Raw genomic sequence first — 12,931 nt, forward strand, 5'->3', positions numbered from 1 at the left:
AGATTCCACCTCATTTATTTTCATTAGTTGTTCAGGCGGCGCCGATGCTCACCCAATAGCGTGTGCGGTAGTCGATGCGCACTGGCAGGCTGCGGGCGACCAGGAGCAGGACCTGATCGGTGTCGGCCAGCTGGTAGGTGCCGGAAACCTTCAGCCCGGCCACCTCCGGCGCGCAGCGCAATACGCCGGGGCGGTAGCGCGATAGCTCGTCGATGAACTCGCCGAGGGGCATCTGCTGCACGCTGAGCACGCCGTCGGTCCAGCCCCAGGGGTCGCCATGCAAGGTGGCGGGTTGGTATTCGCCCTGGGCGAACACTTGCAGCACCTCGCCAGGCTTGACTGAATGTGCGGCGCTGGAAGCGGGGAACAACGTCACCTCGCCCCGGCGCACGGCCACCAGCAGGCCCTGGGCATTTTCGCGCAACAACAGCTGGCCGCCCTGGGTGCCCAGAGCGCCGACCGGGGTGTCGATGCTGAATGGGCGGTTGTCGTTGGCGTTGCTGTCTAGGCTGATTTCGCCGCGCAGCAGGGTCAGGCGGCGTTGGTCGGCGCTGTAGCGCAGGTCGATGGCACTGGCGGTGTTCAGGCGGATCAGGCTGCCGTCGCTGCCGAGCAGTTCACGGCGCTCGCCGGTGGCGGTGCGGCTGTCGGCCATCCAGGCCGACAGGCCCAGCGGTTCGCGCGCCGCCCAGCCAGCGGCGCCACCCAGGGCCAATACCGACAGCAGCTTGAGATGGTCGCGCCGGCTCATGCGTCGGCGCTCGGTACCGGCGAGGGTCTGCCGACTCAACTCGGCGGGCAGGCTGGCCAGTTCGTCACCGAGGCTGCTGACCCGCTGCCACGCCTGGGCATGCTGCGGGTGGCTGGCCAGCCAGCGCTGGAACTGCTGTTCGGTGCGTGGGCCGGGGCTGTCGTAGCGCAGTTTGACCAGCCATTCGATGGCCTGGTCGACCTGGGCCTGGGTCGGTATCTGGTCAGGCGTCGGCATAGCGCATCCGGTAGCAGACGCCCAGGGCCTTGGCCAGGTCGCGTTCCACGGTGGCCCGGGAAACATCCAGGCGCTGGGCGATCTGTGCCAGGATGAGGCCGTCGAGCTGGGCCAGCAGGAAGGCCTGGCGGGCCCGTGGCTTGAGGCGTTGCAGGGCAAGGTCGAGGCGCTCGAGGGTGTCGAGGATCAACAGGCGTTGCTCCTCGCTGGGTGCCTCTTGTTCCGGCAGGTTGGCCAGGCTTTCCAGGTAGGCTTTTTCCAGGGCGCGACGGCGGAACTGGTCGATCATCAGGCCACGGGCGATGCTGCTCAGGTAGGCGCGTGGCTCTTTGAGCGGCGAGGCCTGGCGCGCCTTGAGCAGGCGCACGAAAGTGTCCTGGGCCAGGTCGGCGGCGTTCTCCCTGCAACCCACCCGGGCGCCGAGCCAGCCGCGCAGCCAGCGGTGATGGGCCTGATAGAGCAGATCGACCTCGGCCGGTTTCAGCGTGTCTTCGATCTGCATCGTCTGGAGAGCCTGCCCGGATAATGTGATTGTTAATAGTTCTCAATTCTATGCGCGGCGCCACGGGCGGATCAATGGTATGCCAACGATTCGATGGGCAAGATTGAGCGTTTCACCGATGAACGGTTGGATTAGGCTGAGAGATTGTGCCCATGGGAACGCCAACGATGATTCTTGCAGACCTTTCCCCGCAGGCCTTTGCCGATGCCTCTGCCTGGCTGGCCGGGCAGGATGCGGACTGGGCGCGGCATATTGCCGCCGTGGGGCCCTGCCTGCATCGGGCCACCCCCGGGCGCGAGCCGTACGAAGCGCTGGTGCGGGCCATCGCCTACCAGCAGTTGCATGCGCGGGCGGCCGAGGCGATCCTCGGGCGACTGCTGGCGTTGTTCCCGGATGGAGCGTTTCCCTCGCCCAGACAGTTGCTGGCGGTGACGCCGGAGGCGATGCGCGCCTGTGGGCTATCCGCGAGCAAGATCGCCACGGTCCACGGGATCGCCCAGGCGCGTGTGGAGGGTGTGGTGCCCAGCCGGGAAGAGGCGCTGCATATGTCGGATGCTGCACTGGTCGAGCGTCTGGTGGCGTTGCGCGGAGTGGGGCGTTGGACGGTGGAGATGCTGCTGATCTATAGCCTGGAGCGATCGGATATCCTGCCGGTGGACGACTTCGGCGTGCGCGAGGGGTATCGGAGCATGAAGGGCCTGGACAAGGCGCCGACGCCCGCGCAGATGCGGGTTTTGGGCGGGGCGTGGAGCCCGTACCGTACCGTGGCGGCCTGGTACCTGTGGCGGGCTTGACCCGTGATTGGCCCGTTGAAGATAACGCAAGATTCGGAGTGTTCACTTTCGGCTAACCCGCCAAGCTCAGCGCATCGAACCAAGGAGAGGCGCCATGAACCACGCCCCGACCACCTACACCACCGACGCTGAACGCTGGCACGCCGTGCAGTCCCGCGACACCGCCGCGACCGGCCATTTCGTCTATGCCGTGCGCACCACCGGCGTCTACTGCCAGCCCGCCTGCAAGTCGCGCCTGGCCAAGCGTGAGAACGTCGAGTTCTTTGCCGACCCCGGCCAGGCCGAGGCAGCCGGCTACCGCGCCTGCAAGCGCTGCAAGGCCGGGCAGGGCAGCCGGCGCACCGACTTGGTGGCCCGCGCCTGTCGCCTGATCGAGGCCAGTGAAACCGCGCCCAACCTCGACCAGCTCGGCAGCGAGCTGAACGTCAGCCCCTTCCATCTGCATCGCCTGTTCAAGGCCGAGACCGGCCTGACCCCCAAGGCCTACGCTTCGGCCTTCCGCGCCCAACGTCTGCGCCAGCGCCTGGATGCTGCCGACAGCGTCACCGAGGCCATCTACGACGCGGGCTACAACTCCAACAGCCGGTTTTACGAGAGCGCCGCCGAGCGGCTGGGCATGCGCCCGCGGGAGTACCGTGCCGGCGGCCAGGGGGCCACCATCCATTTTGCCGTGGCCCAGTGCTCGCTGGGAGCGATCTTGGTGGCCCAGAGCGAGCGCGGCATCTGCGCGATCCTGCTGGGTGACGAGCCCGAGCCCTTGCTCAAGGACCTGCAGGACAAATTCCCCAAGGCCCGGCTGATCGGCGGCGATGACACCTTCGAGCGGCTGGTGGCCGAGGTGATCGGCTTCGTCGAGGCGCCGGCGCTGGGCCTGGCGTTGCCCCTGGATGTGCAGGGCACGGCGTTTCAGGAGCGGGTCTGGCAAGCGCTGCGCGAGGTGCCGCCCGGGACCACGGTCAGCTACACCGACATCGCCGAGCGTATCGGCGCGCCCAAGGCCGTGCGGGCGGTGGCCCAGGCCTGCGCGGCCAACGCGATCGCCGTGGCCATTCCCTGTCATCGGGTGGTGCGCCGTGACGGCGACCTCAGTGGCTACCGCTGGGGCATCGAGCGCAAGCGTCAGTTGCTGGACCGAGAGACGGCACTCTCCTGAGCGCGCGGACCGAGTAGAATTCACGCCCTGTCGAGTTGCGTAGAGGAACATTCGATGAGGCGTGTCAGCCTTGACCGATTCTATGCGGGGATTTTCGCCCTGCTGTTGTGCCTGGCCGTCCCGGCCTGGGCTGCCCCGGCCACGCCGGCATCGCGCCTGGCCGTGGCCGAGCAGCAGGTGCTGGACGAGAACGCCAGCCTGGAAGAGTTGAGCGAACGACTCGACCAGATCCGCCAGGGCGTCACCAGTAACGCCAACGACGACCTGCTCGCGCAGTTGCGCCAGTCGGCCCTGCAGGTGCAACGCCAGGCCGATGTGCTGGCCACCCAGCGCACCGCCGACGTGCAGCGCCTGGACGACCAGCTCAACGTGCTCGGCCCGCCCATGGCCGAAGAGGCCGAGAGCCTGACGCGGCAGCGCAAGCAGCTCACTGACGAAAAGAACAAGGTGGTCGCCGAGCAGAAGGACGCCACCACGTTGACCCAGTCGGCCCGTGACCTGTCCACGCAGATCGTCAACCTGCGCCGCAGCCTGTTCAACTCGCAGATCACCAGCCGCGCCGCCAGCCCGTTGAGCCCGGCGTTCTGGTCGAGCCTGATCCGCCCCACCGACGACGACGTGGCGCGCCTGCGCGACCTGCGCGGCGAGGTATCGGATGCCATGGCCAGCGCCTTCAGCGCCGAACACCGCTGGTTGTTCATCACCGCGCTGGTGGCGGCGGTGCTGGTCTGGACTCTGGTACGGCGGCTGCTGGAGCGCCTGTTGGCCGATGCGATGATCCGCTGGCTGCCTGAAGGCCGCCTGCGCCGCAGCGCCCTGGCCCTGAGCGTCAGCCTGGCCACGCTGGGCACCATCTCCGGCTCGGTGTCGCTGCTGCGTTGGGGCCTGGAGAGCAGCGCCGAACTGGGTACCGACCTCGCCAGCCTGACCAACCATATCCTGGCGTTGGTGATCTTCAGTGCCTTCATCTCGGGCCTGGGCCGCGCCATGCTGATGCTGCAGCGCCCGTCCTGGCGCCTGCCGCCGATCGCCGACGAGGTGGCCAGCGCCTTGGGCTGGTTCCCCAAGGTGCTGGCCCTGGCGTTGATGGTGCTGCTGACCCAGGAGCGCATCAACAGCGTGATCGGCACCAGCCTGGCGCTGACCCTGGCGACCAACGGCGTGACAGCGCTGGTGGTGTCGCTGCTGTTCGTCGTGGCGCTGCTGCGCTATCGCCGCGCCCACCGCCTGCACGACCTGGAACGCCCCAAGGGTCTGGCCGGGCTGATCCCGTTCGTGATCGTGGTGTGGGTGGCGGCGGTTCTGCTGACCCTGCTCGCCGGCTACCTGACGCTTGCCTACTTCCTCACCGCCAAGCTGCTGTGGGTCAGTGTGGTGGTGACCTGCGCCTACCTGCTGGTGACCGTGTTCGGCGACCTGTGCGAAACCCTGCTGTCGCCGCGCCAGCCTGGTGGCCTGGCGCTGGCCTCGGCGCTGGGCCTGCAGCAACGCCACCAGGCCCAGGCCAGCACGGTGCTGGCGGGCATCGGCCGCACACTGCTGCTGTTTGCCGCCGCGTTGCTGATATTCATGCCATCGGGCACCAGCCCCGGCGAGCTGCTGCTGAGCCTGGCGGACTGGGACGGCACCGGTGGCAAGGTGCTGGGCAACCTGAACATCGTGCCCCAGGACATCTTCCTGGCGGTGGCGATCTTCCTCGGTGGCTGGTTCGCCATTCGCGTGGTCAAGCGCTGGCTGAGCGAACGGCTGCTGCCGGAAACCGACATGGACGCCGGCATGCGCGCCTCGCTGGTGACCCTGGTCGGCTACCTGGGCTTCCTGTTCCTGGCCATGCTGGTGATGTCCACCCTGCACATCAACCTGACCAGCCTGACCTGGGTAGTCAGTGCGCTGTCGGTGGGTATCGGTTTCGGCCTGCAGCAGATCGTGCAGAACTTCATCTCCGGCCTGATCCTGCTTACCGAGCGTCCGGTGAAGGTGGGTGACTGGGTGAGCCTGGCGGGTGTCGAGGGTGATATTCGCCGGATCAACGTGCGCGCCACGGAAATCCAAATGTCCGACCGCTCGACGGTGATCGTGCCCAATTCGCAGTTCATCTCGCAGAACGTGCGCAACGTGACCATGGCCAATGCCCTTGGGGTGGTGGGCATCACCCTGACGCTGCCGCTGGAGACCGACCCTGCGAAAGTGCGTGAGGTGTTGCTGGCGGCGTACAAGGAGCACGAGTCGATCCTCGACGCGCCGGCCACCTCGGTGACCTTCAAGGACCTGACCAGCAGTGGCATGGTCATCGGTGTGAGCGGCTATGTCGCGTCGCCGAGGCAGGTATCGGGCACGCGCAGCGACCTGCTATTCACCATTCTCGGGCGCTTGCGTGAAGAGGGCATCGCCCTGTCGTCGCCGGCGAGCATGGTGCTGGTGCAGGAGAACGTTCGCCAGGCCGACGAACCGGCATAAGGCCAATCGCGGGGCAAGTCGTATCGGCGCACCGATGTGACTGGCCCCGCGATAGTGTTCTAAGTGATATCGCGAAAAGGCGACCATGTGTTCGCCAATAGCCTTGCAGCGCTTATGAGATCGAGCGCCGCCCGCGCGGCGCATCGCTGGCAAGCCAGCTCCCACATTTGTTTCGGGCCAGTTATGCCTGCGCCGCCGCGGCTGTACGCCTTGTGGGTACGACGCGGTTTCAATATGGGCGCCACTGGTGTCCCACCTGTCTCAAGACATGCACCAAGGCGGACAGCGACAACTTCACAGAACAGACTGGCCCGAAACAAATGTGGGAGCTGGCTTGCCAGCGATGCGCCGCGCGGGCGGCGCTCGATCTTGTAGGCGCTGCAAGGCAGTCGCCGAACACCTGCCTGCCTCCCCATTTCCTTAAATGGGACGCCTAAAAAATCACCCCAAGCACCGCGTCACATGCTTCACCGACTGATATCCCGAAAGCCCCCAAGGCCCGAGCTCACGCCCGATCCCGCTGCCCTTGGTCCCGCCCCACGAGGTCTCGACGAACACCGCCTGCACCGAGTTGATCCACACATGCCCCACCTCCAGCGCATCGGCGACGCGCTCGGCGCGTTCCAGGTCGGCGGAGCACACGGTGGCGACCAACCCGAAGCGGCTGTCGTTGGCCTGGGCGATGGCCTCGGCCTCGCTGCCGAAGCGCCGCGCGCACAGCACCGGGCCGAAGATTTCTTCGCCCCACAGGCGACTGCTTACCGGTACATCCACATACAACGTCGGGCTGACGAACCAGCCGTCGCGGTCCAGCGCGGTGCCGCCGGCCAGGCACTCCAGGCCTTCTTCGCGGGCGGTGGCGAAATAGCCGGCGACCTTCAGCCACTGCGCCTGGCTGGTCAGCGGTCCCATGTCCACTTCTTCAGATAGCGGGTTGCCCACGCGCAACGCCGCCAGTGCCGCCTGCAAGCGCGGCAGCAGGGCATCGGCGATGCCGTCCTGCACCAGCAGGCGCGAGGTGGCCGAGCACATCTGCCCGGCGTTCCAGGTGATGCCGGCGACGATCCACTCCACGGCCTGGTCGACATCGCAATCGTCGAACACCACGATGGCCGACTTGCCGCCCAGCTCCAGGGTCACTGGCCGGCACTGGGCCGCGGCGGCGCGCATCACCTGGCTGCCGACGCCGTTGCTGCCGGTGAACGACAGCTTGTCCAGGCCGTTGTGGCCGCTCAGCGCAGCGCCGGTCTCGGCCTTGCCGCCCACGATGTTCAGCACGCCGGCCGGCAGACCCAGCACCTCGGCGATCTGGCCGTAGGCCTGCTCGATCAGCGGGGTGATTTCGGAGGGCTTGAGCACCACGGTGCAGCCGGCCGCGAGGGCCGGGGCGAGCTTCCAGGCGCTGGTTACCAGCGGGAAGTTCCACGGCACGATCAGGCCGACCACGCCCACCGGCTCAAGGCGGGTGCGGGCGGTGAAGCCCGGCGCCGCCAGGGGCACGTCACGGTTTTTCGCCGGTAGCTGCTCGGCCAGGTCGGCGTAGTAGGCGAAGGTGGCGATGGCGTCGTCCAGGTCGATCTCGGCCTCGTGGCGCGGCTTGCCGTTGTTGCGCATCTGCAGGGCGATCAAGTCGTCGCGGCGCTGGCCCAGCTGTTCGGCGAAGCCGCGCAGGTAGTTGGCACGCTCGGTGGCGCTGACGGTCTTCCAGGACGTCAGGGCACGGCGCGCAGCGGCCACGGCCTGGTCGACCTGGGCGCTGCTGGCGGCCATCAGTTCGGCGAACGGCTGGCCGTCGGACGGGTTGTGGACAACGATGCAGTCGCTGCCCTGGCCTTCGACCCAGCGGCCGTCGATGTAGTGAGGAGTGGTCATGGTCGGATTCCAGTCAGGCCATTTCGGCAGTGGTCACGGGCTTTACCGGCGTGCTTTTGCAACGCACCCAGCGCGGGCCACGGGGGCCATACACGCCAGCCGGTTCAGGGAACAGGTTGAGCAGGATCAGGTACAGCACGGCGGCGATGCCGAGGGTCACCGGCAGGCTCAGGTCGATGCCGCCGGCGAGCTCGCCCAGCGGGCCGACGAACTGCCCGGGCAGGTTGACGAAGCACAGGCCAACCACCGCGCTGGGGATCCACGCGCCCATGCCGCGCCAGTTCCAGCCGTGGTCGAACCAGTAGTGGCCGCCTTGCTGGCCGCGGGTGAACACCTGCAGGTCGTCGGCATGGTAGAAGCCGCGACGGGTGATCAAACCGAGGATCATGATCACCATCCAGGGGCTGGTGCAGGTGATGATCAGCACGGCGAAGGTCGACACGCTCTGCACCAGGTTGAAGGTGAAGCGGCCGACGAAGATGAAGCCGATGGCCAGCACACCGATCAGCAATGTGGCGGCGGCGCGGCTGAGCAGGCGCGGGAACACGCTGGACATGTCCAGGCCGGTGCCGTACAGCGCCGTGGTGCCGGTGGACATGCCGCCGATCACCGCGATCAGGCACACCGGCAGGAAGAACCAGCCCGGCGAAATCGCCAGCAGGCCGCCGACATAGTTGTTGGCGGCGATGTAGTCCGGTGCCTGGCTGGCCACCAGGGTGGCGGTGCATAGGCCGAACAGGAACGGGATCAGCGTGGCGGCCTGGGCGAGGATCACCGCCAGCATGATGCGCGACTTGGGCGTCTGGCGCGGGATATAGCGCGACCAGTCGCCGAGGAAGGCGCCGAACGACACCGGGTTGCTCATGGCCAGGATCGCCGCGCCGACGAATGCCGCCCAGAAGCCGGCCTGGCCGAGGTTGACGCTGCCGGCGTAGCCCGCATCGAAGGGGCCGGCGAAAGCGAAGATGCCCAGCAGGAACAGCAGGCTCGAGGCCCACACCGCAATCTTGTTGACCCACAGCATGAAGCGGAAGCCGAAGATGCACACCACCAGCACCAGTATCGCGAACAGGCCATAGGCCAGGCCCAGGGTCAGGTCGGTTTCCGGCAGGCCGACCAGGCGCTTGGCGCCGCCGACCAAGGCATCGCCGGAGCTCCATACCGACAGCGAGAAGAACGCGACGGCGGTCAGCAGTGACAGGAACGAGCCGACGATACGCCCATGCACACCGAAGTGCGCGCCGGACGATACCGCGTTGTTGGTGCCGTTGAGCGCGCCGAACAGGCCCATCGGCGCGAGGATCAGCGCACCCACGCCGACGCCGAGCAGGATCGCCCAGACCCCGGCCTGGAACGACAGCCCGAACAGCACCGGGAAGCTACCCAGCACGGCGGTGGCGAAGGTATTGGCACCGCCGAAGATCAGGCGGAACAGGTCCAGCGGGGCGGCGTCGCGTTGATCGTCGGGGATCTGTTCGACGCCATTGGTCTCGATACCGGTCGAGTGGCTCATGGTGATGCTCCAGCGCGAATGTTGTCGGCCGTCGGGCGGCCTTGTTGTGGGTGCGATGGCAGTGCGGCAAGGCCGCTTGAAAGGGGATCAGGCCGGCGAGACGACCGACAGGTGCTCATGACAGGCCAGCCAGCGGTCGCCGTGCAGACGGAAGACGATGGTCTCGCGTTCGTTCAGGTCGAGGGTCTCGCCGGCGACGCGCAGGCGCGTGGCCACGTCGTGCATGAAGATCGCCACGTCGCCCTGCAGGCTCACCTGGGCATTGCTCGACTCGCAGCCGAGCACGGCGAAACCGTCCGCCTGCCAGCTGGCCCAGAGGTCTTCATAGGCACGGCGTGACAGCAGTGGTTGCGGCACGGTGTGGAAGAGGAAGGTGGCGTCTTCGCTGAAGCAGGCGAAGTAGCGGGCGGTGTCGTTGCTGGCGAAGGCGGCGACGAGGTCGGCGGCGGCCTGCCGTACCTGGAGTGTCTGGTCCACGGGAGTGGCCTCACGGTTTATTGTGATTGTTGGTGAAGCGATTCTGGTGGGGGCGGGCGAGGGGAAGAATCGCTGTGGACAAATAATCAGTTCAGGAAATCGTGAACCAATGGGGTGCTGCGCTTTACCCGGGTGTTGCCACTGGCTAAGGTGTCGGCAGCCTTGACTTCATCAAGGTTCAAGATCGTATTCACGCTTCCAGACTTGATGGACATTCCCATGAGCCAGTATCAGCCGCCACTGACCGTGACACCGCGCATGCTGGCGCTTGTTGCCGATATCAGCGAAAAGGTGGGGGCTCTCACGGCCAATCGGGAAGTGGCGCTTACCCCGCAACTGCGCCGGGGCAACCGCATTCGCACCATCCAGGCCTCGCTGGCGATCGAGAACAACACCCTGAGCGTCGAACAGGTCACTGCAGTTCTGGAAGGGAAGCGGGTACTCGGCTTGCCGCGTGAAATCCAGGAGGTGCGCAATGCCTTTGCCACTTATGAAGCGATGGGCGGCTGGCAGCCCGAGCGTCAGGCCGATCTGCTGGCTGCCCACAAGCTGCTGATGATGGGCTTGATCGACGACGCCGGTCAGTTTCGCCAAGGGGGTGTCGGTATCTATCGCGGCCAGCGCCTGTTGCACATGGCACCGCCTGCCAGTCGCTTGCAGCCGCTGATGCATGATCTGTTGCGTTGGTTGAGCGCCAGTGACTGGCACCCGTTGATCAGCAGTTGCGTCTTTCACTACGAGTTCGAGTTCATCCATCCCTTCGCCGATGGCAACGGGCGGATGGGGCGTCTGTGGCAGACGCTGATACTGAGCCGCTGGCGCCCGGTACTCGCCTACTTGCCGGTGGAGTCGGTGATCTGTGCCCAACAGGAGGCGTACTACGGTGCGCTGGCGGCTGCGGATCAGGCTGGTGAGGCCACGCCCTTTGTCGAGTTCATGCTTCAGGCGCTAGGCCAGGCATTGGCCGAGGCGAGTGAGACCGACCAAGTAACCGACCAAGTAACCGACCAAGTAACGCGATTGCTGGACGTTCTGAAACCGGGTGTCGCGCTGCGCGCCAATGAACTGATGGAGCGCCTCGGATTGTCTCACCGTCCGACCTTCCGAGCGAACTATCTCAAGCCTGCGTTGGCTGACGGTTTGATCGAAATGACCGACCCTGATGCGCCGCGCAGCCCGACGCAGCAATATCGCCGTGTCATAAGGTAACCGCTTGTGCAGGCCAGCCAGTTATCGTTGGCCGACTGACGGTCGGCCTTGTGCGTGTTGATTGCCTACGCTGGATACTCCCTACCCGCAAAGCAAGGAGTTCAGCCATGGCGTTCCAATACAAGCGATTGGACAAGAACAACGCTGCCGTCCTGCTGGTCGACCATCAGGCCGGCCTGTTGTCGCTGGTACGCGACATTGACCCGGACCGGTTCAAGAACAACGTGCTGGCGCTGGCCGACCTGGCCAAGTACTTCAAGCTGCCGACCATTCTCACCACCAGCTTCGAGACCGGCCCCAACGGCCCGCTGGTGCCCGAGCTCAAGGCGCAATTTCCCGACGCGCCGTACATTGCCCGCCCCGGCAACATCAACGCCTGGGACAACGAAGACTTCGTCAAGGCGGTGAAAGCTACCGGCAAGAAGCAACTGCTTATCGCCGGGGTAGTGACTGAGGTGTGCGTGGCCTTCCCGGCCCTCTCGGCGCTGGAGGAGGGCTTCGAGGTGTTCGTGGTCACTGACGCTTCCGGCACCTTCAACGAACTGACCCGCGACTCGGCCTGGCGCCGCATGGAAGCTGCCGGAGCGCAGTTGATGACCTGGTTCGGCGTGGCCTGCGAGCTGCACCGTGACTGGCGCAACGACATCGAAGGGTTGGGCACGCTGTTCTCCAACCACATTCCCGACTACCGCAACCTGATGACCAGCTACGACAAGCTGTCCAAGTAAGTCTTGACTGGCGCCGTGAGGAATCATTGCGCCATGTTCAACGCGCCAGCTCGTGGCATGGCCGACCAGAACGCCAGGCCCGCCGCCAATGCGGTCAGCGCGGCGCCGGCCCAGGGGGTGGCCGCCAGCGTCGCCCCGGTGATTACCACGCCGCCGATGGCCGAACCCAGCCCGACGCCCAAGTGCATGGCCGACATGTTCAGGCTCATGCCGGCTGGGAAGGTGTCCGGGCCACGGGTCGCCAGGTAGCTCTGCACCACCGGTGAGGTGGTCCAGCTCAGCCCGCCCCAGAGCATCATGGTCGCCAGGAACAACCATGGCGTGCCCACGCTCAAGGGCAGTACCAGCAAGCTGGCGAGATAGAGCAGCGGCGCCAGCGCGATGGAGCGGCCTGCGCCGAGCCGGTCCGCCATCCAGCCGCCGACATAGCCGCCCGAAACACCGGCGATGCCGAAGGCGGCGAATACTGCCGCCAGCCATTGCAGCGGAATGTCGGCGACCTGGTGCGCATAGGGGGCCAGGTAGGCGAAGACCGTGAAGTGGCCGGCAATCATCAGCAGCGACACGCCCTGGGCTGCCATCAGGCGGCTGTCGCGCAAATGGCGGAAATAGCTGCGCAGGGCGATGCGTTCGCTGCTCTGCAACTGCGGCAACCCTTGCCAGGCCATCAGCAGCACCGCCAGCGCCAGCACGCTCAGCCCGGTGAATACGCCGCGCCAGCCCAGCACGTCGCACAGCAGCATCCCGGCCGGCACCCCCAGCACCAGCGAGCTGCAGATGCCCATGAAGATCACCCCGATGGCGCGGCCACGCAGGGCCTCGGGCACCATGCGCGTGGCCATCAGGGTGCAGGTCAGGCAGGTCAGGGCGCTGGTCGCGGCCATGCCTATGCGCGCCACCAGCAACGCGGTATAGCCAGGCGCCAGGGCCGCGGCGAGGTTGCACAAGGCGAACAGGGCCAGGGTGATGCAGAGCAATCGTCGCAGAGGGAAACGGGTGGTCAGCAGGGGAGAGAAGGGCGCGGCGAGGGCGAAGCTCAGGGAAAAGACCGTGGTCAGTTGCCCGGCGATCCCGAGCGGGACCTGCAGGCCATCGGCCAGGGCCGGCAGGATGCCGACCGTGATGTTTTCTGCCATGCCCGTGACGAACGTCGCCAAGGCCAGCAGCCAGATACGCGGGCTCATTGTGTTGCCTCCGATAAACAGGCCGGCCAAGGTCCGGACCCATTTGTCCCGACG

11 protein-coding genes are annotated in these 12,931 nt (G+C 66.3%); 5 read left to right on the plus strand and 6 right to left on the minus strand.

Annotation, left to right across the window (positions count from 1 at the left end; all coding sequences use genetic code 11):
• Positions 1 to 31 precede the first annotated feature (31 nt).
• Positions 32 to 988 (minus strand): FecR domain-containing protein, encoded by a 957-nt coding sequence (locus KSS90_RS04235; RefSeq protein WP_217868335.1) that lies wholly within the window; start codon positions 986 to 988, stop codon positions 32 to 34.
• Positions 975 to 1,490 (minus strand): sigma-70 family RNA polymerase sigma factor, encoded by a 516-nt coding sequence (locus KSS90_RS04240; RefSeq protein WP_217868336.1) that lies wholly within the window; start codon positions 1,488 to 1,490, stop codon positions 975 to 977. The genes KSS90_RS04235 and KSS90_RS04240 overlap by 14 nt, the downstream gene beginning before the upstream one ends.
• 167 nt (positions 1,491 to 1,657) lie before the next feature.
• Between KSS90_RS04240 and KSS90_RS04245 the strand changes: the two genes are divergently transcribed.
• From KSS90_RS04245 to KSS90_RS04255, 3 genes are all read left to right on the plus strand, one after another.
• Positions 1,658 to 2,284, plus strand: coding sequence for a DNA-3-methyladenine glycosylase family protein (locus KSS90_RS04245; RefSeq protein WP_217868337.1), 627 nt, complete (start codon positions 1,658 to 1,660; stop codon positions 2,282 to 2,284).
• 94 nt (positions 2,285 to 2,378) lie between these two features.
• Complete coding sequence (gene ada / locus KSS90_RS04250) at positions 2,379 to 3,437, plus strand: bifunctional DNA-binding transcriptional regulator/O6-methylguanine-DNA methyltransferase Ada (RefSeq protein WP_217868338.1); 1,059 nt, start codon at positions 2,379 to 2,381, stop codon at positions 3,435 to 3,437.
• Positions 3,438 to 3,491: 54 nt separating this feature from the next.
• Positions 3,492 to 5,894, plus strand: a complete 2,403-nt coding sequence (locus KSS90_RS04255) for a DUF3772 domain-containing protein (protein ID WP_217868339.1) — start codon at positions 3,492 to 3,494, stop codon at positions 5,892 to 5,894.
• A gap of 441 nt (positions 5,895 to 6,335) precedes the next feature.
• Here the strand turns inward: KSS90_RS04255 and KSS90_RS04260 are convergent, their stop codons facing one another.
• From KSS90_RS04260 to KSS90_RS04270, 3 genes are all read right to left on the minus strand, one after another.
• Positions 6,336 to 7,766 (minus strand): aldehyde dehydrogenase family protein, encoded by a 1,431-nt coding sequence (locus tag KSS90_RS04260; RefSeq protein WP_217868340.1) that lies wholly within the window; start codon positions 7,764 to 7,766, stop codon positions 6,336 to 6,338.
• 13 nt (positions 7,767 to 7,779) lie between these two features.
• Positions 7,780 to 9,279: a purine-cytosine permease family protein gene (locus tag KSS90_RS04265; protein WP_046857161.1), complete on the minus strand. Its 1,500-nt coding sequence runs from the start codon at positions 9,277 to 9,279 to the stop codon at positions 7,780 to 7,782.
• A gap of 87 nt (positions 9,280 to 9,366) precedes the next feature.
• On the minus strand, positions 9,367 to 9,756 hold the full coding sequence (locus KSS90_RS04270) for a YybH family protein (protein ID WP_217868341.1): 390 nt from the start codon (positions 9,754 to 9,756) through the stop codon (positions 9,367 to 9,369).
• 219 nt (positions 9,757 to 9,975) lie between these two features.
• Here KSS90_RS04270 and KSS90_RS04275 point away from each other — a divergent pair, with 219 nt between their 5' ends.
• A complete protein-coding gene (locus tag KSS90_RS04275) occupies positions 9,976 to 10,965 on the plus strand; it encodes a Fic family protein (RefSeq protein WP_217869735.1) in 990 nt (329 codons plus the stop codon).
• 107 nt (positions 10,966 to 11,072) lie between these two features.
• Complete coding sequence (gene ycaC, locus KSS90_RS04280; protein WP_217868342.1) at positions 11,073 to 11,693, plus strand: isochorismate family cysteine hydrolase YcaC; 621 nt, start codon at positions 11,073 to 11,075, stop codon at positions 11,691 to 11,693.
• Positions 11,694 to 11,716: 23 nt separating this feature from the next.
• On the opposite strand, the gene KSS90_RS04285 is transcribed toward ycaC, so the two are convergent.
• On the minus strand, positions 11,717 to 12,877 hold the full coding sequence (locus KSS90_RS04285) for an MFS transporter (protein ID WP_217868343.1): 1,161 nt from the start codon (positions 12,875 to 12,877) through the stop codon (positions 11,717 to 11,719).
• Positions 12,878 to 12,931: the final 54 nt, after the last annotated feature.

This window comes from Pseudomonas maumuensis, assembly GCF_019139675.1.
GTDB lineage: Bacteria > Pseudomonadota > Gammaproteobacteria > Pseudomonadales > Pseudomonadaceae > Aquipseudomonas > Aquipseudomonas maumuensis.